The sequence below is a fragment of the Marinobacter sp. MA genome (assembly GCF_048298425.1).
GTDB lineage: Bacteria > Pseudomonadota > Gammaproteobacteria > Pseudomonadales > Oleiphilaceae > Marinobacter > Marinobacter salsuginis.
The window spans coordinates 648286-671462 of the sequence record NZ_CP103058.1 but is presented as its reverse complement, the minus strand read 5'-3'; the positions used below and the strand labels follow the sequence as shown (position 1 = coordinate 671462).

Sequence of the window (23177 nt, the reverse complement as noted above, 5' to 3'; positions counted from 1 at the left end):
GATGTGGAGCCCCCATGAGCGGACTGATCCCTCAACAGTTTGTTGAAAACCTGCTGGATCGTATCGATCTGGCGGAGCTGATCGGTTCCCGCATTACGCTCAAGAAAGCCGGCGCCAACTACAAGGCCTGCTGCCCGTTCCACGACGAGAAAACGCCCTCGTTCAACGTCCGGCCAGACAAAGGCTTTTACCATTGTTTCGGATGCGGCGCCCACGGCGATGCCATCAGCTTCGTGAGGGAGTTTGAAGGCCTGGGATTTACCGAAGCGGTTGAGGAACTGGCCAAACGGGTGGGGCTTGAAGTCCCCTATGACCGGGCGGCAAAGCAGGAAATGCAGCAGGCGCGGACTCTAACCGACGCGCTGGACTTTGCCACCCGTTTCTATCAATCGGCGCTCAAGGGTCAGCAAGGCGCCTACGCCCGGGACTATCTGAAACAACGGGGACTAGATAACGCCATCATTGAGCAGTATCAGGTGGGGTATGCCCCCTCAACCGGTACCGCCCTGTTTGATGCCGCCAGCAAGGACCTGCAAGGCCCGCTGATTGAAACAGGGACGGTGTCTGACAAATACGGCAGGCCAAGAGATCTGTTCCGCAACCGGGTCATGTTCCCGATCCGTAACACCCGCGGCAGAACCGTTGCCTTTGGTGGGCGCACGCTTGGTGACGACAAGGCAAAATACATCAACTCTCCGGAGTCAGATGTATTCCACAAGAGTCGCGAGATTTACGGGCTTTTCGAAGCCAAGCAGGCCATCCGGCAGCTAGACAAGCTACTGGTGGTTGAGGGTTACATGGATGTGATAGCCCTCGCCCAACACGGCATTCACTATGCAGTTGCGACACTGGGCACCGCGACGAATCAGGACAGCCTGCAGGCACTGTTAAAGCAGGTCAGGCACATAGTGTTCTGCTTCGACGGCGATCAGGCCGGCTTCCGGGCCGCCGACAAGGCCATGGAAAACGCGCTGGAACTGATGGCCGACGGTCTGCACCTGCAGTTTCTGATGCTGCCTCAGGGCGAGGATCCGGACACCCTGGTGCGCAAGGAGGGAGCGCAGGCGTTCCAGAAGCGCATTGAAGGCGCAACACCTCTGTCACGGTACCTGTTTGACCGGCAGAGTGAAGGACTGGACCTGCAGCTGCCGGAACACCGGGGCGAACTGCGAGCCAGGGTTGAACCCCTGCTGAACAAAATGCCCAGAAGCACCCTTCGGGATGCCATGTGGCACGAAATGCTGCGCCTTTGCGGTGGCCGGAACCAGTGGCAGAACCGCCAGCAGGGACAGAAAGGCCGGTGGAACGGCGAGCGAAGGGACCGGGTTTCCGAAGATCGGATTGATGTAAAGCTCAGCAAGGACAGCATTCTGTGCCTTGCCCTGCTGGAAGCACCGGACCTGGCAACCGAGGTGACCGAGCTGGCCCGCAGTTCACGGCAGTTCAATCAGGCCCGGAATTTTGCCGAGTGGATTCTGGCAAGCGACATTCGGGACCGGAAAACGCTGGTGCGTACTCTGGCACTGGATTCGTCTGCTCGCGAGCGGTTTTTCCACCTGTTTGACGGAATTGAACATATTCCGGCGCGGGAGAGCACACTGGCCGCCGCCCGAGAGCTGCTGAGTCCGAACGAAGAGGCATCCCGCCAGCAGCGGCTTGCCACATTATTGAGAAACCTGTCCAACCTCACAAGCGAGGAACGACAGGAGCTGAAGTCCCTGAGTAGTGGCTCCGCGGACTAGCAGCACTTGAAACTTGACGCACTGATCACCATCTAACCATTCGGTGGCAGAGCGACCGAGCGACAGCTATAATGGCTGTTTAACTTTTTTCCGTCTAAAAGCGAGTTCACAGGGTGTCTATGTCAGGCAATTCGCAAAAATCACGTTTGAAAGACCTCATTGCACGAGGCAAGGAACAAGGTTACCTGACTTACGCCGAGGTAAACGACCACCTCCCGGAAGACATCGCCGACCCGGATCAGGTCGAAGACATAATCCGCATGATCAACGACATGGGTATCCAGGTGTGCGAAGAAACACCCGACGCCGATACCCTGCTCATGACCGAGGGCGATTCCACCGCTGACGAAGCCGCCGCCGCTGAAGCCGCCGCCGCTCTGGCCGCTGTTGAAACCGATGCCGGCCGCACTACGGATCCAGTTCGCATGTACATGCGCGAAATGGGCACCGTCGAGCTGCTTACTCGCGAGGGCGAAATCGTCATTGCCAAGCGCATCGAGGAAGGCATTCGCGATGTGATGGCCGCCGTTGCCCACTTCCCAGGCACCGCTGGCACCGTTATCCAGGCCTACGACCGCATTCTTGAAAACGAAGGCCGTATCAGCGACATCGTAACGGGCTTCCTGGATCCGGACGATGCCGAGCCGTTCATGGGTGAGGACACCACCCCCGAAAGCTCTGATGATTCCGACTCTGATTCAGACGATGACGACGACTCCTCGGAAGAAGAAACCGATAACGGCCCGGATCCGGAAGAGACCCGGCTTCGTTTCGAACTGCTCAACGAAAAGCTGGATGCCGCCAACAAGGCTTTGGCCAAGCACGGTCGTTCCGACAAGAAAACCCAGGAAGCACTGAACGAGCTGGGCCAGGTATTCGCTCCGTTCAAGCTCGCCAACAAGGCATTTGACGAACTGGTCAACGTGGTTCGTTCCACCAATGATCTGGTTCGAGAGAACGAGCGCGCGATCATGCAGATCTGTGTTCGCGAGTGCAAAATGCCCCGCAAGGACTTCATCAAGTCATTCCCGGGCAATGAAACCAATCTGGATTGGGCCGACAAGATCGCCAAGAGCAAGAAGCCTTACGCAGCGCCGATGGCCGAGCGTATTGACGAGATTGTTCGCCTGCAGAAGCGCATCCAGAACGTGCAGACTGAAGTGGATCTGGACGTTGCCGATATCAAGGAAATCAACCGTCGCGTCTCCATTGGTGAAGCCAAGGCTCGCCGTGCCAAGAAAGAAATGGTTGAAGCCAACCTGCGTCTGGTTATTTCTATCGCCAAGAAGTACACCAACCGTGGCCTGCAGTTCCTGGATCTGATCCAGGAGGGCAACATCGGCCTGATGAAGGCTGTCGACAAGTTCGAGTACCGTCGGGGTTACAAGTTCTCGACCTACGCGACCTGGTGGATCCGTCAGGCTATCACCCGCTCCATCGCGGACCAGGCCCGCACCATCCGTATTCCGGTGCACATGATCGAGACCATCAACAAGCTCAACCGCATCTCCCGACAGATGCTGCAGGAGATGGGCCGCGAGCCCACGCCGGAAGAGCTGGGCGAGCGCATGGAGATGCCCGAGGACAAGATCCGCAAGGTACTGAAGATCGCCAAAGAGCCTATTTCCATGGAAACCCCGATCGGCGACGACGAAGACAGCCATCTGGGCGACTTCATCGAAGATATCCAGGCTCTCTCCCCGGTGGATTCTGCTACCGCCGAAGGCCTGCGCGAAGCCACCCGCTCGGTACTGGCCGGCCTTACCGCCCGCGAATCCAAGGTACTGCGGATGCGTTTTGGTATCGAGATGAACACCGACCACACCCTGGAAGAAGTCGGCAAACAGTTCGACGTAACCCGGGAGCGGATCCGTCAGATCGAAGCCAAGGCCCTGCGCAAACTGCGTCACCCGTCACGCTCCGACCACCTGCGCGGCTTTATCGACGACCAGGGCAACGGATAAGCACCACAACAGTAGCGGGCGCCACACCTCACCGGTATAATGGCGCCCGCTTTGTTTCCCCCCAGGAAACACCTTTCAAAACAGCATTCGCTGAACGGGCCTATAGCTCAGTTGGTTAGAGCAGGGGACTCATAATCCCTTGGTCGCTGGTTCGAGTCCAGCTGGGCCCACCATATTTCAAGCACTTACAATGCCCCTAATCGTTCATCTCCGCCAGGTGTCAACCGAACGTAAACAGGGCCTTACTCATACAAAGAGCCTCTCCCAAGCGAACCACTGACCAGCCTATCGACTGCCGCCATCAACAAATCCGCCTGTTTGCTGGAGGGTCAATTTCCTCTGCACTTACACAGTCGTCATGAACATGTCAGAAATTTTTACGCATTAAGGAAGTATCGCAACTGAAACTGTAAAAAATGAAAACCAAATCATGCAGATGCGTTTTTGGCCCCCTTTTTGCTGCGACATAACTCAAGGACATGACTGCTGCAGTAAGCAGGTGGCAATTCCTCGCCCAAGTATGAGGATGAAGGGGTAACAAATGAAAAAGCTAATGATCGGTTGTGGAATGGCCATTGCTTTGGGCGCAAGTAGCTCGGCGTTTGGCTATTTTATTAATGACAACGGAACTGACGTCGACGTAGGAGGTCTAGACACCTTCATTGCTTCAACTGGCGTATTGGGGAGCCCAGCAGATGAGGCAGCATGGGCGAGTTCAGTACTGCCATTTACCGTAACCGCAAGCGATGATACGAAAATTGACCCGGCATTTTTTACTTCAACTAAAGAGGACCTGTCTGTAATCGCAATTAAGTTGTTGACTAGTCCGGGCTATTACCTCATCAAAGATGGCCAAAACGCAGTGCTGTTTGAGAATGAGACCAGCCTTGATTGGGCGGTCCTAGACTTAGAAACCTACTTTGGACTCAACAAACTCGAACCCGATGATGAGGAAGGGGGCAGACTTTTTCTCAGCCACCTTACTGAATTCCAAGGCGGAACGGTGAGCGTACCAGAGCCCGGAATCATCGGCCTCCTCGGGATTGGCCTGGCCGGTCTTGGGCTGGCACGTCGGAAGAGAAAGACCTCATAAGCACCTGTCAGCTTTTTAAACACCTCTCCAAGCTCCTCTACGAGGAGCTTTTTCTTTAATCACGAAAAACTAAGCACCACCTAAAGCACTTGTAAATCCAGACACAACCTTTTCCTATCTTTGCCTCGTGGTTCCAAAGACGTCCATTTGTGTCAAAAAAGCCAACGTCCCCAAAAGACAAGCCGAATACACTACCTCCTGAACAAAAATACCAGCCGTGCAAGGACACCTCACGGCACGAGTATAAAAACAACGAAGTAATGGAGTGTATCAATGGCTTTTTCCTCCCTTTCCCGGTCAAGAGCACTGTCTCTTGCCATCGCCACCGCCTCTGTCGGTTTTTCTCTTCAGGTTAATGCCAGCATGGGCAACCTTGGCACCACCTACGGTGTTATGCCGGTGGATGTCGCCACGGCCCAGTCCCTGTCGATGTTCAACGACCAGGTATCCGCCACCTACTATAACCCCGCTTATCTGACCAAGGATGAGCGTGGTGAGCTGACCGCCGGCATTCTGCATGCCGAGCAGGAGCTTCGTTCTGCCAACCCGAATGCCAATGGCGATATCCTGGCCAACTCGCCAAGCCAGCACGTGCTTATTGGCATGAAAACCAATCTGGGTTCTTTAACTCGCTTCAAGCATCCAATCTATCTGGGCTTTATTGCCGGCGTCGAGAAATACGGCAAGGAAATGCTGGCCTTCGATTCGCAAACCACGGAGAACGGCCAGTTCCTGCAGTACGGAAAAGAACCCTTGTTCCTGAATATCGGGGGCGCTACGCCGATCTGGCGTGGCATCTCCGCCGGTGCCTCGGTGCGCGTTACCCTGGATGCCCAGGCAAACCTTGATGCGGTCTCGACCCTCGGTGGCGAAACCAGCCGCGAGCGACTGGCAGTCAACGCTGAACCCTCACTGAAAACGATCCTGGGCACCAACATCGACCTGGGAAGCACGTTTTGCCCGGACAGCGACTGTTTCCTGGACGGCTGGGAAACCGCATTCACCTATCGCACCAAGTCAGCTGCTTCCACATCGGTGGACTCCAACATTATTGTTACCCAGACCATACCGGATCCGGGCCTGAGTCTGGCGGTCTCTACCATTGATTCCTTCCAACCGGAAACCTTTGGTGTTGGTGCCCAGTACAGGGGCGAAAACTGGCGGATCGGGGGCAGCGTGGAGCAGCAAAACTGGTCAGAACTGGAGAACGAGTTTTCTTCCGACACAATCAAGGATCAGCAGTCAGTGCCAGCGGGTAGCCGGATTCAGTTCGACGACGTGCTGATTCCCCGAATCGGCGCCGAGTACGCACTCAACAAGAATTTCTCCGTGCGTGGCGGTGTGGCCTACGAGGAATCCCCCCTGAAGTCCACTCGCAATCCGGAGATCAATTATCTCGATACCGACAAGATCGTGGTCGGCCTGGGCCTGAGCGCCACTTACGACCGCACGCGTCTGCTGGCCTACCCCGTCCGCCTGGACATTGGTTATCAGTACCAGCAGCTTCAGGAACGGGATTTCACGCTGGTGGATTTTGACGGCAACGAAACACCGGTTACGGCAGACGGCGACGTTCACGTTGTCAGCGGCTCCATTACCCTGAAGTTTTAAGGAGGGCACGCCATGAAGTACAACAAAACACTGGCACTGGTTCCCGCCCTGTTGCTAGCCGCCTGTGGCGGCGACGAACAGACCATGAACGAGACAGTCTCTCCCGGCTCTGTGATCTATTCCTATCCGACCGACGGGCAGGCGGGTGTCAGCCCGAAGGCCGACATCGTTCTGCGCTTCAGCCACGCCTTGACCGACGAGGATGTGGGCCTGCAAGAAAAGATCCTGGTGGAATCCCAGGGCCAACCCGTGCCCTTCTCGATCAGCCGGGTGGACGGGGGTAAAAGCCTGAAGCTGTCCCCTACCTCAGAGCTCGACCAGCTCGGCGCGTACACGGTGACCTTTAGCGAGCCCCTGGTGGCCGAAGGCGGTCGACAAATAGTCACACCCAACGCGGTGGGCGACGCCGGCATCCAGTTCGAGACCCGGGGCGGCTTCTCCGGGCCGGCGAGCACAACCAACTCAGCCGAGGATTTTGGTATTGCCTGGCAGGTGCCGGCAAATGATGGTCCGTTCAAGGCCATGAACTTCTCTACCTTCCGGTTGGCCATGACCCATCCCGTCCACCCAGAGTGGGAGGCCCTGGGCGGGTCGATCCAGCTTCGCGATGGCAACGGCGATGAAGTCCCGGCGATGGTTCGGGTAAAAGGCAACCGGATAACCGTGGATCCCTGCGTGGTAGAGGATCCCAGGGAATGTGGCAGCAAGGACGATGTTCTGGATACTAGCCAGACCTACACGCTGCAACTCGAAAACCTGGCCAGCCTCAACTCCCCGCAGACCGATCGGTTCAGTCACGAGTTTACATTCACGCCCAGAGAAACCGGACCCACCGTGGTGCTGCAGCAATCGGCCGTTGACTCCGGCCTGGCGTCAGGTGCAGTGGAAGAGGACGCAACCCGGTCAGTTCTGAACGGACAGGTCATCAACGGCGTAACTCTCAATTCCGTACTGCAAGGTGAAGCCGGCCCATCCCAACAGACCGGCGACCTGTTTGCGGAGCTGGCCTATGCACCAGCGTTCGGGGCCGATGAAGCACTGCCGTTGCGCATTGCCCGCGGCAGCGTGCTGAACAGCACCAGTCTTGATGTTCTCGTGGGCGGGGAGGTGCCGGTTCTGGATGCCGCCACCGGCCAACTCCAGACGACCGGCAACATCAAGGTCACCATGCTCTCAGATGCCTCGGGCTACCTGAGCCCTAACCCCTATACCGACGACATCAACGCACCAAGGCACATTACGTTGTTTATGGATGTCTCCATGAACACCGAAAACGCACAGCCCAATGCGGCGCTGTCTCAGGATTTGATGGGTGTGGAGCTGCGCGGCATTGCCCTGGTGCAGGATGGTGTACTGACCATCGACGCCATCGGCATGGTGGAGCCCAATCTTCTGGGGCAGGAGTACACTGACTCGACCATCGCGTTCCACCTGCAGGCCGCGACCGATGCCGACTCGGTACTTGATGCCGAAATGCTCCGTGAATTGGACAGCACACCGCCGAGCCTGTCCAGTTGGATGCCCGGCCCCGACAATGCCATTCCAGACACGCGCCAGTCTATGCAGCGGCCGGGGGATCCAGTCATTCTCTTCTTTGACGAGCCCCTGTCCAAGTACTCCATTGATTCAGGCGTCTCGCTGTTCGCTGATGGTGTTCCCGTCGAGGCACTTGAGACCAAGCTGGACGGAACGGCGATCATCCTCAATCCCGAAGGTGGCCTTCGCCATGGAGTCGACTATGAAGTCGTTGTTGATGGTTTGACCGATCTCGCCGGCAACCCGGCCACCACCGCTCCCTTGCAGTTTTCACTGGAAGACATCGGGGACTCCTCCGTAACCAGACGCCCTGCCCTGGCCCTGACCACCTATCCGGGCTACCCATGCGAAACCGACCACAGCCTTCTGGACCTCTCCGCTGGCGTACTTGGGCAGTGCTATTCGGATGGCGGTGTCGGAGACATTCTACCAGTCAGTACCATGCCGTCAGATCGCCCCATCACCGTGGTCTTCTCAAAGTCCATGGATCTGGATTCGATTGTTCCCGGCGACACGTTTATGGTTGAAAAAGTGAGTCAGGAACCGAATGGCTCGGTGACAGTCCTGGAAAGCGATGTGCCTGGTCGGCTTGAGAAAAACCTTCAGCGGATCCGCTTCTACCCGGACCAGCCCTGGGAGCCTGGCGCACACTACCGCTACACCCTGAAATCATCCGAAGACGCCGGTACCTGCACAGCCGGAAACTACGGTTCGATTTGCGACAGCGATGGATTAGCCCTGAAAACCGACCTGCTTGAAGGGCTGGATGACGGCGGCAGCAACAACGGTCCCGATGACATGGTGATCTATTTCACTGGAACAGAGCCGCTGGACAGCGTGTTCACACCGCTGCGGAACCTGCCCGTTCGCGATACCAACGCAAACTTCCTGGTGGATTGCGACTCAAATACCAATCCGGAGTGTCTTGAGCCTTTCGCCCACGAGGGCAGCGACAATGACGGTTGGGCCGCTTCAGCCAATTCAACCAAACTGAGGGTGCGCAATAACGAGGCCTCCGCTTCTCCGCCTGTTATTGTGGCCAGTACTGCCGATGCCCGGGTTGGCTGCGAAACCGGCGAGCGTTGCCCGAAAGACAAGTTCATCTATCAGACCTATGCCCTGAACACGGAGGTGGTTGGCCCTGGCGTGTATGAACCGACCGGCGATAAAGGGATTCTGGTGAACCTGTATCCCACGCAATTGGCGACCACTTCGATCAGCGTGTTCACAGAGCTCAGGGTATTTGGATTTATTCCACTTCAGGAGGAATCCATTACCAATACCCAGGTTCTCCGTATGCGCTACTCCAAGGACGATCCGACGTGTTCGGGCCCAGCCTGCAGCCGCTCCAGCCTGATACCCGGGGTGATCACCGAAGGCGACAATGGCCAACCGGTATTCAAGACCCGGGCGGAACTGATGCTGGATGCACCGGACATGGAAATTCCTCTCGGGGGCCGTCACGATCTTTATGGCCGGGAATTTGTGCTTGAACTCGAAGGCAATATCACCTTTTTCGATGACGGCCGGATGCAGATTGAGCAACGCAACTCCAATCTGGTGGACATCAACGTTCGGGCGCGAGCCCTGGGCGTTCCCGGTGGTGAAATTGTGACGATTGATCTGCCTCTTCAGATTCCCGAACAGGGCGTCTACCTCAACTTCATCTCCAACCCGGTCAAAGAGATACCGGTAGACCACTAAAGAGCTCTGGAGTCCGCACAAAGGGTCAGCCTTCGGGTTGGCCCTTTTTGCAAAGGAGGATACCCCATGGTCATTCCCCCTCTCGGTCATTTACTGCTAATCTGGTTGCACATTGAAACCGCGACAACACAATAACAACCTGCCAGGAGCGCCTCCTCATGGAAAACGGCACCCACTATCGTACCTGTCACCTTTGCGAGGCCATGTGCGGTGTTGCAATCGAACTGAAGGACGGTCGGATCGCATCCATCAAGGGTGATGAAAATGATCCACTGAGCCGGGGACATATCTGCCCGAAGGCGGTTGCGTTGCAAGACCTGCACGAGGATCCGGACCGCTTGAAAAAGCCGGTACGGAAGACCCAGAGCGGCTGGCAGGAAATGGAATGGGCCGAGGCGTTTGATCTGGTTGCCGAAAAGCTCCACCAGACCCGTCAGGACCACGGTCGCAACAGCATCGGCGTCTATCTGGGCAACCCGAATGTCCACAACCACGGCTCTCTGGTTGCCACCATGCCGTTGCTGCGGGCAATCGGAACCCAGAACCGGTTCTCGGCAACCTCCAACGATCAACTACCTCACATGCTGGCCAGCCTGGAGATGTTCGGGCACCAGGTTCTGTTTCCCATTCCCGATATCGATCACACGGATCTGTTTATCTGCATTGGCGCCAATCCCATGGCATCCAATGGCAGCCTGATGACCGTTCCGGACTTTCGTGGACGGCTCAAGGCCCTGAAACAGCGTGGCGGCAGGATGATCGTGGTTGACCCTCGCCGCACCGAGACCGCGAAGCTGGCCGACGAGTTCCATTTCATCCGGCCCGGAAGCGATGCCCTGATGCTGATGGCTATGGTGCACACATTGTTTGAAGAAGGGTTGGTGGATCCTGGACCGGCCGAGCGCTTGGTGAAGGACGTAGACCTTCTGCGCCTGGCCGCCCTCAGCTTCACCCCCGAGGCCGTCAGCGAGCCCACCGGCATCTCCGCAGAGGACATCCGGGCGCTGGCCAGGCAACTGGCCAATACCCGGAAGGCGGCCCTGTATACCCGGATGGGCACCAGCACCCAGACGTTTGGCGGTGTGGCTACCTGGCTGGCCTACTGCCTTAATATCCTGACCGGAAAACTGGATCTGCCGGGCGGAGTTCTGTTTTCGCAACCGGCGATCGATCTTGTGGAACTCGGCGCCATGGCCGGTCAAAAAGGCCACTTCGGCAAACGCCACAGCCGCGTCAAGGGGTTGCCTGAGTTTGCCGGCGAGTACCCGGCCAGCACCATGGCCGATGAGATGCTGACACCTGGTGAAGGGCAGATCCGGGCCTTTGTCACCGTTGCCGGCAACCCGGTGCTCTCCAGCCCTAACGGGCGACGCCTGGAAGAGGCTCTTGCCGGCCTCGACTTCATGGTCTCGGTGGACTATTACCTGAACGAAACTACCCGTCATGCCGATATCATTCTGCCGCCAACAGCGGCATTGGAACGCAGCCACTACGACCTGATTTTCAGCATGTTTGCGGTGCGCAATTTCGCCAAATACAGCGAAGCACTGTTCGATGCCGGCCCGGACACCCGCCATGACTGGCAGATCTTGCTGGAACTGGCCCATCGGCTGGAAAAGCTCCAGAAGGGCGGGAAGCTCCCCATGCGCACGGAGCTGGGCTGGCGCGCTTTCAAACAGATTGGCCCCGATCCCATTCTTGATCTGCTGTTGCGCTCAGGTCCCTATGGCGCTGATGCCGGACGCGCCCGGGGCTTTGTGCAGCCCGCAGTTGATCTCGCCATTGACATCCTGCCGAAGCGAAACCCGCTTCGTGGCCTGGCCAAACTCAGCCCCCTGAACCGCCACTGGGACGAACTACCCAAAGGACTCTCCTTGAGCGCCCTGAAGGATAATCCAAATGGGGTCGATCTAGGGCCGCTGCGACCATCCCTGCCAGAGCGGCTGTTTACACGCGACGGCAAGATCAACCTTGCCCCCAGGCGCTACCTTGACGATCTAGGGAGGCTGCGCGATACCCTGGCAGCTCCCGGAGGAGATTCCCTACAACTGATCGGCCGGCGCCATGTCCGAAGCAACAACTCGTGGATGCACAACAGTCAGCGGCTGGTAAAAGGCAAGGACCGTTGCACTTTGATGATCCACCCCAGGGATGCCAGTCGCCTGGGTTTGCAGGCGGCTGACTCCGCCGAGATTGCATCCGAATCCGGGCAGATTGTTTTACCGGTCGAGATTACCGAGGATCTCATGCCGGGCGTGGTGTCCATTCCCCATGGCTGGGGCCATGACCGGGACGGCACCGGCCAGTCGGTGGCTACAGCCCACGCTGGCGCCAGCATCAACGACGTGCTCAGCGACGGCGATATTGATCCGCTCTCCGGTACTTCCGTATTGAATGGGCAACCCGTCAGTGTCAAAGTCTGGCGCCCGGAGCGCCAACGCAAACGGGCTTGATTCAAAAAAGGAGTCGATAATGCCCCAGTGGCTGCAATGGAGTCTGATCATCGCTGGCCTGGTCGCCATCATCCTTTTGCTGGTGTTTATCCGCCGTCAAATAGGATTGCTCTCGGAAAATCGCAAGCGGCAGGCCAAGGCCGAGGAGTTCCAGACCAACCGCAGAAAAGACATGATCCGCAGTATCCGGGTCATAGCTATGGCCGTTGAAGAGGACCAGATCGAATACTCGGAAGCCTGCCTCAGGCTAAAGGGCCTCCTCGACCACATTGCCCCGGAGTTGTTGGATCAGGCGCCTTTCAAGATTTTTCAGGAAGTACACGACCAACTGCAGCACATGCCCACCCATCGGGCCCGTCAGGCAACGGAAACGAAGTTCGTGGATAAAATGGACAAGGAGCGATTCGAGGTTGAGCAGAAACACGCCGACGAGATTCGCAGAGCGGCAACGGCTGTCCGACACCATTCTTTTTGACCGCAGTTACGCGCTCGCAGCAACTGGTCAGACCTCATTTTTGTAACATTTTGTAACTTGAATAGTGGTAAAACAGATATTTTAGTTCAGCAAATCAAAAGGTTCTGTAGATTCGAAAAACTGACACCCTGCTCATTCCTTCACAGTTACAACTGTTGACTTTTCTTTTTTCTATCAGGGTCTAAATTGAAATCAGGGACGCACCTATCATCTGCGGAAGGTGCCACCTAACGTTGTTTTCTCCTGATAAGTTTGGACGACACTGCAATAAAGCGGGTGAGCTTGCCGGCCTTGGGGCCGGCTTTTTTTGGTATGAATCTGGAAGAGATCGCTTGTTACTGGCTCATCATGCCGGCCATGGCCATCACACTGTCCTTGCTGTTAACCAGTTCATCAAACTGTTCTTCAACCTGCGCCCGATCGAGCCCGAGCCCATCATAAAACCCCTGACTGACTTCCTCTCCCGCGCCCAGAGCCACGCCCCTGGCCGTTAGCAACTGACGGCCCAACCACAGCAACCTGGCATAGACGCTGTGAGTGCCATCGTAGGAGGGGTTCTTCTGGTAGCGGATCGCCAGGGTGACCTCATCCGGCATGCCCCAGTTCTCCATCAACTGGGCGGCGATCTGTTCCCGGGTAATGCCAAGCAGATAGTGCTCGATAACCGAAGAATCAATATCGGGATTTACTTCCAGTGACCGGCACACCAGCTTGAAATGGGGTGGGAACACCTGTGCAAGAACCAGATGACCGAAGTTATGGAGCAGTCCGCCGAGGTAGGCAAGGCCGAACACTGGTCGCTCACCACGAGGCATCATGCTGGCCAGGATGCCCGCTGACTGAGCCTGCCAGATTGCCTGCTGCCAGTAATCAACGTAGCCCTCCGGGTGATCCTGGGGCTGCTTTAGTGCCCGCCCGAGAGAAAGGCCCATCGCCAGGTTCATGACCAGATCGAAACCGAGCACCCGGGAAACGGCGTCGTGCACTGACTTTACCTGGCCTGCCGCCGCATAGAAGGAAGAGGATGCCCAGCTGACCACCTGTGCCGCGAGGCTCGGGTCACTCTCGACAATATCAACGAGGTCACCCATGACGGCGTTGGGATTGACCCTGAGATGGATAATCCGCTGGGCCGTTTCCGGCAGAGGCGGCAGCTCCAGAGTGTCTTCCAGTCGCTGCTGTATTCTCAGGCCGGTGAATTTCTTGATGGCGGAATGAAACTGGTCCCGATCCCTGCCGTGGTCATCAAGATTCACGTTGATGGATTCCGGAGCAACGGCGAAGGAACGCCGATCTGCCTTGGCGGTCAGGGCCCGGAAATCCTCTGCTGGCATGACCATCGCCAGATTCTGCTCGCCCAGTTCCAGGGCAACCGCCGGCAGGTCATCCACGCGTTCATCGACCACGGTTGGCCAGCCTGTCAGTGACGGCAGAGCCGGAAGCGCCTTGAGACCGGCCCTTTCCCGAACCCGCAACTGTTCACGCCGCTTCATCAGGCGAAGATCGCGGCCAAGCTGCTTGTTCAGCTGTTCCAGATCAATCAGATCGTCGCGCCGGCAGATTACCTGCAGATTCCCTTGCTCATCACTGAGCAGAACCATTCGCAACAGTTCTTTCTGGCTCGCCTGGCCTGCATCCCTCAGGGATACACCAGCTGCTGTCTCCCCCAGAGCCTGCTGAACTGCGACAGGTAATTCCATAAATCTCTCCCGAATATTCCTGTTTTCCGTCGTATACGCCGAGCCTGAAATTCACACTAAACTCAGTATAGGGCAAAGAAATTACCCTGACGTTGACCGAACTCTATTTCCAGACCGCTTTCATACGCACTCAGCGACCGAATGGACGTTTTTACACATCGCCGTAACGGGTTCTTTCACCAAGCCAACGTCGAACCAGAGCGCCGACAATCTCCGGGTGAGCCATCAGGCCTGGCGCCATTTCCCGAACCGGCTCGATCCAGCCCTTGTCCCGTTCAAAGTCCGCCAGCCGAAACTGCATCATACCGGTTTGCCGGGTCCCCAACACCTCTCCCGGCCCCCTGATTTCCAGGTCTTTCTCGGCGATGAAGAAGCCATCCTGACTGTCCCTCAGGGCCTGTAGTCGTGCCTTGCCATTCACAGACAACGGCGGGTGATACATCAGCACACAGAAACTGGCCTGCTCGCCCCTGCCAACACGACCGCGAAGCTGATGCAGCTGTGCCAGCCCAAGCCGTTCAGGGTTTTCAATGATAATCAGCGAGGCGTTCGGTACGTCCACGCCCACCTCAATAACCGTGGTTGCAACCAGCAGATCCAATTCGCCTACCTTGAACTGCTCCATCACCGCCGCCTTTTCCTGAGCCTTTAGCCGCCCGTGCACCAGCCCCACCTTCAGATCCGGCAATCGCTCGGCCAACTCCTGAGCGGTGACCTCTGCCGCCTGACACTGAAGGGCTTCGGATTCTTCGATGAGAGTGCAAACCCAGTAGGCCTGTCGCCCTTCACGGCAAGCGCTGCGAACCCGTTCAATCACATCTTCCCTGCGGCTGTCGGGAATCACGATGGTTTCTATCGGCTTTCTGCCCGGCGGAAGTTCGTCAATAACTGAGGTATCCAGGTCTGCATAGGCGCTCATGGCCAGCGTTCGGGGAATCGGCGTTGCCGTCATGATCAGCTGGTGGGGCGCCAGCGACCCACCCACGCCCTTTTCCCGCAAGGCCAGCCTCTGGTGTACGCCGAAACGATGCTGTTCGTCCACGATCACCAGGGCAAGGCGGTAAAACTCGACGTCTTCCTGGAACAAGGCATGGGTGCCTATCACCACGGTGGCATCGCCGGATTGGACCGCGTCCAGTGTTTCAGCCCGGGCTTTACCCTTGACCTTCCCGGATAGCCAGGCGAGGCGAATACCGAGTGGCTCCAGCCAGGCCCGGAAATTCTGGAAATGCTGTTCAGCGAGGATTTCGGTGGGCGCCATCAATGCCACCTGGGCACCGGCGCCAATGGCCTGCAAGGCGGCTAGCGCCGCCACCACGGTCTTGCCGGAGCCAACATCCCCCTGGACAAGCCGGAGCATTGGCAGCGGCTGACTCAGGTCCTGACGGATGTCGGCCAGTACATGACGCTGGGCACCAGTGAGCGCGAAAGGCAAGGAATCCAGGAAACGGTCGGGCAGATCCCCCGTGGGCAAAAGTGGCAGCGCCTCCCTGGCCTGGATTTGTTCGCGTACCTGAAGCAAGCTAAGTTGGTGCGCCAGCAACTCCTCCATTACCAGCCGCTGCTGAGCCGGGTGACGCCCTTCCATCAGGAGATTTACCGGCGCGCACGCAGGAGGGGAATGCACAAGCTGCACGGCGTCGGTGATTCCGGGCAACTGGTACTCGGCCAGCAGATTCTCCGGCAGCCAGTCGCGAATCGGGAACCTCTGGAGATAGCCCAGGGCCTGCTGGCACAGCGAGCGCACCCGGGGCTGCTGAATTCCCTCGGTTAGAGGGTAAACCGGCGTCAGGGTTGCCTCACCTTCAGCTGGCATAGGCGGTGGATTAACCTGGTATTCCGGGTGGTAAAACTCATAACCAGAACGGCCCGGACGAACCTCGCCAAAGCAGCGAACCCTGGCGCCCTCGCTCAGCTGGTTTTTCTGGGCAGCGTTGAAATGAAAAAAACGCATCACCAGGAAGCCGCTGTTATCCCGCAGAGTCACCTGCAGGCTGCGCCTGCGCCCCATCACGAGATCGGCTTTCATCACCTCCCCTTCAACCACCGCCACATCGCCAATGCGAAGGCTTCCCATGGGTACGATACGGGTGCGGTCTTCGTACCGATGGGGTAAATGGAACAACAGATCCTGCAGGGAGATGATACCCAGCTTGGCGAGTTTCTCCGCCAGGGCGTTCCCTACGCCCTTGAGCTGGGTGACCGGTATGTCATCCAGTGACGTCATAGTCAGGCTCAGGCGCTTTCGGCCACAGCCGGTGTATCCGTTTTCGCCTTTTCAATGACCCGGCACTGACTGGCAGCCAGGGACAGCACATCAATAGCCTTGGGCCGGGGGAAGGTAACCCGCCAGGCCAGAGCCACCGTGCGGAACGGCACCGGCGGCGCGAACGGCCGAACGGCCAGAATGTCCTCATGGTACTGCATGGCCGTGGCGGCCGAGAGTGGCAGTACCGTGATGCCCAGACCGGAGGCGACCATATGGCGAATGGTTTCGAGGGAACTGCCTTCGGTGACCAGAGCCGGTGAGCCGTTGTTGGCCCGATGCGTTACCGCCTCCACCAGGGGTGGGCAGGATTCCAACACCTGATCCCGGAAACAGTGGCCTGGCCCCAACAATAGCAATTGCTCTTTAGCCAGTTCATCGGCCGTCAACTGCTCCTTGCTTGCCAGCGGGTGTCCGGCAGGCAGCAGGACAACAAACGGCTCGTCGTACAGCGGCAGGGTAACCACTTCCGGCTCTTCAAACGGCAGGGCAATAATAATGGCGTCCAGCTCGGACTGCCGGAGTTTCTGCCTCAGGTTGGCAGTGTAATTCTCTTCAATGTAAAGCGGCATTTCCGGAGCAGCACGCCGCAGTTCCGGCAGCAGGTGCGGGAACAGATAGGGACCAATGGTATAGATGGCACCCACTTTCAACGGTGAGTTGAGCTGGTTCTTGCCATCCTGCGCCATGTCTTTGATGAGGCCTACCTGATCAAGGACACGCTGTGCCTGCTCGATAATACGTAGCCCGGTTTCGGTGACACGAATGCTGCTTTTGCTTCGCTCGAACAGCGGGATTCCGAGCTCATCCTCCAGCTTTTTAACGGCAACACTGAGCGTTGGCTGACTGACATGGCAACGCTCTGCGGCCCGGCCAAAATGCCTTTCGCGGGCCAGCGTAACGACGTATCGTAACTCGGTGAGAGTCATGGTGAGCTCCGGTCAGAAAGATGCGGGTCGAAGTTTCACGAATTTATGAGGTCAAGCATAAGGATTGAAATTGTCTATGGCAATCACCGCAGGTAGTAAGGCGCCCCGAATTCTGGTGGCCGGTTGCGGCAAACTCGGGGGTGCCATTGCCAGCCGACTGGAAACCTCGGCCACCGTGTACGGCCTGCGCCGAAACCCCGACCGGGTTCCAGAGGGCATTCAAGGCATTGGCGCCGACCTGACCCAACCGGAAACCCTCAGCGGTAAACTGCCGGAAGGGCTCGACATCGTTCTCTATTGCCTGACGCCCTCCAGCTACGATGAGCAGGGTTATCGGGACGCCTACGTGACCGGCCTGGCAAACTTGTTGGAAGCCCTCGGCGGTCAATCGCTGAAGCACCTGTTCTTTGTCAGTAGCAGCAGTGTCTATTCACAGGATGACGATAGCTGGGTGGATGAATCCAGCCCTACCAGACCGGTCCGGTTCAGCGGCGAGCAGGTTCTGGCCGGTGAGCAGACCGCGCTGGAAAGCGGCCATCCGGCAACGATCATCCGGTACAGCGGGATTTATGGGCCCTCCCGGCGGCGTTTTCTTGAGGAGGTTCAGGCGGGACGCATGAATCCGACCAAGCCAGCACCGTTCAGCAACCGGATTCATGAAGACGATGCCGCAGACGCGGCGGCCCATCTGGTGGGCCTGGCACTTTCGGGAGCGACTCTTCAAACCTGCTACCTTGCCAGCGACTGCGAGCCAGTGCGGCTTGATGAGGTGGTGGACTGGGTCCGGCAGCAAACACCCTGTGCCGAGCCAAAGCCCGATGCCCGAAAAGGCGGGCGGGCCGGCAGTAAACGCTGCTGCAACAAAAGACTGCTGAGCACCGGCTTTCAGTTCCGCTATCCGGATTTCCGGGCCGGCTACCGTGGCATGATCGACCAGGGCTGAGCCTTCGGCATTAAAATAAAAAAGGCGGCCCGAGGCCGCCTTTTCTGAATTCTGGTGTCATCAGGTCTTAGCTGAGCACCATCACCGCTTCCATTTCAATGGGCACACCCTTGGGCAGCGCCGCGACACCCACCGCCGCGCGGGCCGGATAGGGTTCCTGGAAATAGGTGGCCATGATCTCGTTGACCGTGGCGAAATTCGCCAGATCAGTCATGTAGATATTCAGCTTCACGATGTCCTTCAGCTCGCCACCGGCGGCCTCGCAGACAGCCTTGAGGTTATCAAACACCTGCCGGGTCTTGGCAGAAAAATCGCCGGCGACCACTTCCATGGTTTCCGGTACCAGCGGAATCTGGCCAGACAGGTACACGGTGTCCCCTGCCTTGACCGCCTGGGAGTATGTACCGATCGCCTGGGGCGCATTCTCGGTCTGAATTACAGATTTGTTGGTCATGACCCTTGGTTTCCTCTCATCCAAAACGCCAATCGTCGCCCTTGCGGCGCGCGCCTGTCAACCGGGCTTTGGTCGGGTTCAGTGCCGCACGCGGCTGATGTGGGTAATTGCACGAATGTTGCGGATTCGACGCATTACCCGGGCCAGGTGCCGCCGACCATTGACATGCACCACCAGGCTGACAACGCCAAACCGGGCATTCTGCTCTTCCACATTAATGCGCTCGATGTTTCCGTCAGCCATGGCTACGGCATTGGCCATCTCGGCAATCACACCACGCTGGCGCTCCAGCTCTACCCGCAGCTCAACGGAAAACTCATCGGTAATGTCCTTGGCCCACTTCAGATGGGTCAGGCGGGCCCGGCCCTCGTCATCCTCCGGCAAGCGGGAGCAGGTATCAGAATGAATCACCATGCCTTTGCCGGAATCCATCACCCCAACCACCGGGTCTCCCGGAATCGGCTTACAACAGCTGGCGAACCGGACCAGCAAACCTTCGGTGCCACGGATGGTCACGGGGCTGTGATTGCCACCCTCGATATCGCGAGGCCCCTCAGCTGCCTCAGTTTCTTCAGAGCCGCTGACTAGCTGACGGGCAACCAGGTAGGCCATACGATTGCCCAGGCCGATGTCACTGATCAGATCATCAAAACTGTTCACCTGATTATGATTCACGACCGCCTGCTTCTGGGCGTCGCTGATCTCTGACAGTTTCGCGCCAAAGCCTTTGAGGGACTTCTTGAGCAATGTGCGGCCCAGCTCCAGCGATTCCGCCCGCTTCTGGCTCTTGAGCACATGACGGATACTGCTGCGCGCCTTGCCGGTCACCACGAAACTCAGCCACGCCGGATTAGGCCGGGCCCCGGGTGCGGTAATGATCTCAACGGTCTGGCCACTCTGCAGAGGCTGACTCAATGAACCCAGGTTGCGGTTTATTCGGCAGGCGACGGTAGCGTTACCAATATCGGTATGGATGGCGTAGGCGAAGTCCACCGGCGTTGCCCCGCTGGGCAACTCCATGATGCGGCCTTTGGGCGTGAACACGTAGATTTCATCCGGGAACAGATCCACTTTCACGTGTTCGATGAACTCCATGGAGTCATCGGCCCGCTCCCGCATTTCCATCAACCCCTTCACCCAGCGGTCCACCCGCGCCTGATTCACGCTGGTTACGCTGCTGGGCTCGTTCTTGTACATCCAGTGAGCCGCGATACCGTTGTTGGCGATGTGCTCCATCTCCTCCGTACGGATCTGGATCTCGATGTTCACATGCATACCGAACAGGGTGGTATGGAGCGACTGGTAGCCATTGGCCTTGGGCATGGCAATGTAGTCCTTGAACCGGCCAGGCAGCGGCTTGTACAGGCTGTGAACGGCGCCAAGAATGCGGTAGCAGTCATCTTCGGTGTCGGTGATGATCCGGAAGGCATACACATCCATGATTTCATGGAAGGACTTCTGCTTGAACTTCATCTTGTTATAGATGCTGTTCAGGTGTTTTTCCCGGCCCAGAATCCGGCCCGGCAGGCCTCGCTCCTCCAGCTTTTCCTGCAGCTTCCCGCGGATATCCTCGATAATTTCCCGATGACTGCCCCGGAGTTTGTCCACGGCCTTGGAAATGTACTTGGAGCGCATGGGGTACAGGGAGGTAAAGCCCAGGTCCTCAAGCTCGGTGCAGATGGAGTGCATGCCCAGGCGGTTCGCGATGGGGGCATAGATATCGAGGGTTTCGGTGGCGATGCGTTGGCGCTTTTCGTAGGGCATCGGGCCGAGCGTGCGCATGTTATGCAACCGGTCCGCCAGCTTCACCAGAATGACTCGGATGTCCCGCGCCATGGCCAGAGTCATTTTCTGGAAGTTTTCGGCCTGGGCTTCCGCCCTGGAGCGGAACTCGATCTGGGTGAGTTTGCTGACACCATCCACCAGTTCCGCGACGTCCTCGCCAAACTGCTCCGCCAGAGCGTCCTTGGGAATACCGGTGTCTTCAATTACATCATGGAGCATGGCCGCCATCAGACTCTGATGATCCAGCCGCAGGTCGGCGAGAATATGAGCAACAGCCAGGGGATGGGTAATGTAGCGGTCGCCGCTCTTGCGCATCTGGCCCTCATGGGCCTGCTCGGCGTAATAGTAGGCCCGTCGCACCTGGTTGATGCGATTGGTATCAAGATAGGAGCTGAGCTCTCGAGCCAGTCCTTCAACCGTAGCCTCTGCCGACACCGCGCCTCCACAATTCCATGAAATTCAGGGACAAAAAAACCCGAATGCACGCATCCGGGTCCTTCCATAGTCCTTCCAGCAACGTTCTATAATTACACTATAAAACCGCGGGGACAGATTTCAATGCTTCTCACTTGCGGACAGATACTTATATACCTGGCCGCAGGTGCCTTACTCGTCGTCGTCTTCCTTGAGCAGATCACGAGTAACCTTGCCTTCGGCAATTTCGCGCAGGGCGATAACCGTGGGCTTATCATTTTCTTCGGCCACCATCGGCTCGGCACCCTTGGTAGCGAGCTGACGGGCACGCTTGGTTGCCAGCATTACCAGCTGGAAGCGGTTATCTACGTTTTCCAGACAATCTTCAACGGTAACTCGTGCCATAACTTCCCCGACTCATAAAATGACTGTTTTCAGCAGACCGCACAGTTTACTGTGACCGGTTCAATTTGTATACAGGAAAACCCCGTATCAGCGCGGGCCCGACAACCCCGCCAGGAGCGCCCGGTGCCTGGGCTGCTGAACCTCCATGCGCAGGCGTTGGGCGCGAACAATGGCCAGCAGATCAGCGAGCGCAGCGGCGAAGTCATCGTTGACCACCAGGTAATCGAACTCCACCGCGTGACGGCACTCCTCCTCAGCCTCTGCCAGACGACGCTCCACCACTTCCGGCGCATCGGTGCCACGGCCGACCAGCCGCTGGCGCAACACTTCAGGCGAAGGAGGAACGATGAAAATGCTGACACACTCGGGAATCAGTCGGCGCACCTGGGCGGCGCCCTGCCAGTCAATCTCCAGGATCACATCCTGGCCCTTTGACAGGGTTTCCCGAACCCAGACCTGAGAGGTACCGTAGTAGTTACCAAAGACGTCGGCGTGCTCAAGAAAATCGCCCCGGGCGATCATCGCCTCAAACTCGACCCTGCCCACGAAATGATAATTCACCCCGTCCTGCTCACCTTCTCGCATGGAGCGCGTGGTATGGGAAACGGACACGCCGAGTTTCTCGTCATTGCGGAGCATTTCCGCCACAAGGCTGGTCTTGCCGGCACCGGATGGCGCGGAGATAACGTACAGAGTACCCTGCTCAACTGCCTGACTCATAACCCGAGAACTCCAAACCTGAACGCGACGGCCGCCTGTTTCGACCGGTAAAGCCGGGAATTATACGGACTTTGCCAAAACACCGCACCCCAGAGGCGAGCCAGCTGATACCATTTACCTATACATCCGCTCAATGACTGCAAAATCCCATGCGAACCACCATCGATATCACCCTGAAACAAACCAGCAAAGCCATAGACGCCCTGAGTGAGGCGGCGCCGGGGCTCTCCCGACAGAAAATCAAGGATGCCATGGCGAAGGGTGCTTGCTGGTGGACGCACAAGGGCAAACGCCTTCGACTGCGCCGCGCCACCAAGGAACTCAAGCCGGGCATCCGGCTGCAGCTTTACTACGATGAAAAGGTGTTGGCGAGAAAACCGGAGGGTCCGGTTCTACTGGAGGATCTGGAGCGCTACACAGTGTGGTTCAAGCCTCACGGCCTGCTGGCCCAGGGCTCACAGTGGGGTGACCATTGCAGCCTGCTTCGCCTGGCGGAACTTCAGCTTCAGCGCCCCTGCCACCTGATCCACCGACTTGATGCCGATGCCGCCGGGCTGATGCTGATTGCCCATGACCCGAAAGCCGCAGGCGCCCTTTCCCAGCGCTTTTCAGGCAGAACCATGACCAAGCGTTACAAAGCGCGAGTGTGTGGCGTGATGGAGACGCAAGACCAGGTGGTTGATGCGCCCGTTGAGGGAAAACCGGCGGTCAGTCATGTTTCGACACTGGCGACCAATGAGGCTGAGCAGACTTCCCTGCTCCAGGTCAGTATCGAGACCGGTCGGAAGCACCAGATCCGCCGCCATCTGGCTGGCCTCGGGCACCCGATACTCGGTGATCGCCTGTATGGTCGGGCCGCGGGCGTTCCCTTGCAGCTCCTGGCCTTCTATCTCGAATTCGACTGCCCCCTCAACAAACGCAAGATGGTGTTCGAACTGCCCGCAGAGCTGGACACCCTGGGACAGAACCAGAGCTGACCACTA

The 23177-nt window shown here is 57.8% G+C and carries 16 protein-coding genes and 1 tRNA gene; 10 read left to right on the top strand and 7 right to left on the bottom strand.

The window, feature by feature from the left end:
- The first annotated feature begins 14 nt into the window (after positions 1–14).
- The 8 genes from dnaG to NUW46_RS02980 all read left to right on the top strand — a co-directional run bounded on the left by dnaG (position 15) and on the right by NUW46_RS02980 (position 12578).
- Positions 15–1742 carry a DNA primase gene (dnaG, locus tag NUW46_RS03015; protein WP_349343860.1) on the top strand — a complete coding sequence of 576 codons (1728 nt, stop codon included), beginning with the start codon at positions 15–17 and terminating at the stop codon, positions 1740–1742.
- Positions 1743–1861: 119 nt separating this feature from the next.
- The gene (gene rpoD / locus NUW46_RS03010) at positions 1862–3706 is read left to right on the top strand and encodes an RNA polymerase sigma factor RpoD (RefSeq protein WP_069184791.1); all 1845 of its coding nucleotides are present in this window, start codon (positions 1862–1864) and stop codon (positions 3704–3706) included.
- A gap of 96 nt (positions 3707–3802) precedes the next feature.
- A tRNA-Ile gene (locus tag NUW46_RS03005) sits at positions 3803–3879 on the top strand.
- A 368-nt stretch (positions 3880–4247) separates the two neighbouring features.
- The gene (locus tag NUW46_RS03000) at positions 4248–4799 is read left to right on the top strand and encodes a PEP-CTERM sorting domain-containing protein (protein ID WP_418141347.1); all 552 of its coding nucleotides are present in this window, start codon (positions 4248–4250) and stop codon (positions 4797–4799) included.
- A 273-nt stretch (positions 4800–5072) separates the two neighbouring features.
- Positions 5073–6410: an alkane uptake protein AupA gene (gene aupA / locus NUW46_RS02995; protein ID WP_418141346.1), complete on the top strand. Its 1338-nt coding sequence runs from the start codon at positions 5073–5075 to the stop codon at positions 6408–6410.
- A gap of 12 nt (positions 6411–6422) precedes the next feature.
- Positions 6423–9650 (top strand): Ig-like domain-containing protein, encoded by a 3228-nt coding sequence (locus NUW46_RS02990; RefSeq protein WP_418141345.1) that lies wholly within the window; start codon positions 6423–6425, stop codon positions 9648–9650.
- A gap of 158 nt (positions 9651–9808) precedes the next feature.
- Positions 9809–12103, top strand: coding sequence for a molybdopterin oxidoreductase family protein (locus tag NUW46_RS02985; protein ID WP_291910076.1), 2295 nt, complete (start codon positions 9809–9811; stop codon positions 12101–12103).
- A gap of 19 nt (positions 12104–12122) precedes the next feature.
- Positions 12123–12578 carry a DUF2489 domain-containing protein gene (locus NUW46_RS02980; protein ID WP_418141344.1) on the top strand — a complete coding sequence of 152 codons (456 nt, stop codon included), beginning with the start codon at positions 12123–12125 and terminating at the stop codon, positions 12576–12578.
- A 335-nt stretch (positions 12579–12913) separates the two neighbouring features.
- Here NUW46_RS02980 and NUW46_RS02975 read toward each other — a convergent pair whose 3' ends face one another.
- The 3 genes from NUW46_RS02975 to NUW46_RS02965 form a co-directional block, all read right to left on the bottom strand.
- On the bottom strand, positions 12914–14278 hold the full coding sequence (locus NUW46_RS02975) for an aminoacyl-tRNA deacylase and HDOD domain-containing protein (protein ID WP_222466066.1): 1365 nt from the start codon (positions 14276–14278) through the stop codon (positions 12914–12916).
- A 151-nt stretch (positions 14279–14429) separates the two neighbouring features.
- Complete coding sequence (gene recG, locus NUW46_RS02970) at positions 14430–16505, bottom strand: ATP-dependent DNA helicase RecG (protein ID WP_418141343.1); 2076 nt, start codon at positions 16503–16505, stop codon at positions 14430–14432.
- Positions 16506–16513: 8 nt separating this feature from the next.
- Positions 16514–17473, bottom strand: coding sequence for a hydrogen peroxide-inducible genes activator (locus NUW46_RS02965; RefSeq protein WP_069184785.1), 960 nt, complete (start codon positions 17471–17473; stop codon positions 16514–16516).
- 76 nt (positions 17474–17549) lie between these two features.
- On the opposite strand from NUW46_RS02965, the gene NUW46_RS02960 reads away from it, so the two are divergent.
- Positions 17550–18416: an NAD-dependent epimerase/dehydratase family protein gene (locus tag NUW46_RS02960; protein WP_418141342.1), complete on the top strand. Its 867-nt coding sequence runs from the start codon at positions 17550–17552 to the stop codon at positions 18414–18416.
- 67 nt (positions 18417–18483) lie between these two features.
- Here the strand turns inward: NUW46_RS02960 and NUW46_RS02955 are convergent, their stop codons facing one another.
- The 4 genes from NUW46_RS02955 to gmk form a co-directional block, all read right to left on the bottom strand.
- Positions 18484–18870, bottom strand: coding sequence for a RidA family protein (locus NUW46_RS02955; RefSeq protein ID WP_008169589.1), 387 nt, complete (start codon positions 18868–18870; stop codon positions 18484–18486).
- A 78-nt stretch (positions 18871–18948) separates the two neighbouring features.
- Complete coding sequence (locus NUW46_RS02950; protein WP_136631405.1) at positions 18949–21090, bottom strand: RelA/SpoT family protein; 2142 nt, start codon at positions 21088–21090, stop codon at positions 18949–18951.
- Between the two features lie 171 nt (positions 21091–21261).
- Complete coding sequence (rpoZ, locus tag NUW46_RS02945) at positions 21262–21474, bottom strand: DNA-directed RNA polymerase subunit omega (protein ID WP_069184782.1); 213 nt, start codon at positions 21472–21474, stop codon at positions 21262–21264.
- Positions 21475–21561: 87 nt separating this feature from the next.
- On the bottom strand, positions 21562–22194 hold the full coding sequence (gene gmk / locus NUW46_RS02940) for a guanylate kinase (protein ID WP_222466063.1): 633 nt from the start codon (positions 22192–22194) through the stop codon (positions 21562–21564).
- A 149-nt stretch (positions 22195–22343) separates the two neighbouring features.
- On the opposite strand from gmk, the gene NUW46_RS02935 reads away from it, so the two are divergent.
- Positions 22344–23171, top strand: a complete 828-nt coding sequence (locus NUW46_RS02935; RefSeq protein ID WP_412537047.1) for an RluA family pseudouridine synthase — start codon at positions 22344–22346, stop codon at positions 23169–23171.
- The last annotated feature ends 6 nt before the right edge of the window (positions 23172–23177 follow it).

Bases quoted from the DNA above. Each gene is read 5' to 3' on its own strand.
- dnaG (WP_349343860.1), top strand. From the start codon at position 15: ATGAGCGGACTGATCCCTCAACAGTTTGTTGAAAACCTGCTGGATCGT.
- rpoD (WP_069184791.1), top strand. From the start codon at position 1,862: ATGTCAGGCAATTCGCAAAAATCACGTTTGAAAGACCTCATTGCACGA.
- NUW46_RS03000 (WP_418141347.1), top strand. From the start codon at position 4,248: ATGAAAAAGCTAATGATCGGTTGTGGAATGGCCATTGCTTTGGGCGCA.
- aupA (WP_418141346.1), top strand. From the start codon at position 5,073: ATGGCTTTTTCCTCCCTTTCCCGGTCAAGAGCACTGTCTCTTGCCATC.
- NUW46_RS02990 (WP_418141345.1), top strand. From the start codon at position 6,423: ATGAAGTACAACAAAACACTGGCACTGGTTCCCGCCCTGTTGCTAGCC.
- NUW46_RS02985 (WP_291910076.1), top strand. From the start codon at position 9,809: ATGGAAAACGGCACCCACTATCGTACCTGTCACCTTTGCGAGGCCATG.
- NUW46_RS02980 (WP_418141344.1), top strand. From the start codon at position 12,123: ATGCCCCAGTGGCTGCAATGGAGTCTGATCATCGCTGGCCTGGTCGCC.
- NUW46_RS02975 (WP_222466066.1), bottom strand. From the start codon at position 14,278: ATGGAATTACCTGTCGCAGTTCAGCAGGCTCTGGGGGAGACAGCAGCT.
- recG (WP_418141343.1), bottom strand. From the start codon at position 16,505: ATGACGTCACTGGATGACATACCGGTCACCCAGCTCAAGGGCGTAGGG.
- NUW46_RS02965 (WP_069184785.1), bottom strand. From the start codon at position 17,473: ATGACTCTCACCGAGTTACGATACGTCGTTACGCTGGCCCGCGAAAGG.
- NUW46_RS02960 (WP_418141342.1), top strand. From the start codon at position 17,550: ATGGCAATCACCGCAGGTAGTAAGGCGCCCCGAATTCTGGTGGCCGGT.
- NUW46_RS02955 (WP_008169589.1), bottom strand. From the start codon at position 18,870: ATGACCAACAAATCTGTAATTCAGACCGAGAATGCGCCCCAGGCGATC.
- rpoZ (WP_069184782.1), bottom strand. From the start codon at position 21,474: ATGGCACGAGTTACCGTTGAAGATTGTCTGGAAAACGTAGATAACCGC.
- gmk (WP_222466063.1), bottom strand. From the start codon at position 22,194: ATGAGTCAGGCAGTTGAGCAGGGTACTCTGTACGTTATCTCCGCGCCA.
- NUW46_RS02935 (WP_412537047.1), top strand. From the start codon at position 22,344: ATGCGAACCACCATCGATATCACCCTGAAACAAACCAGCAAAGCCATA.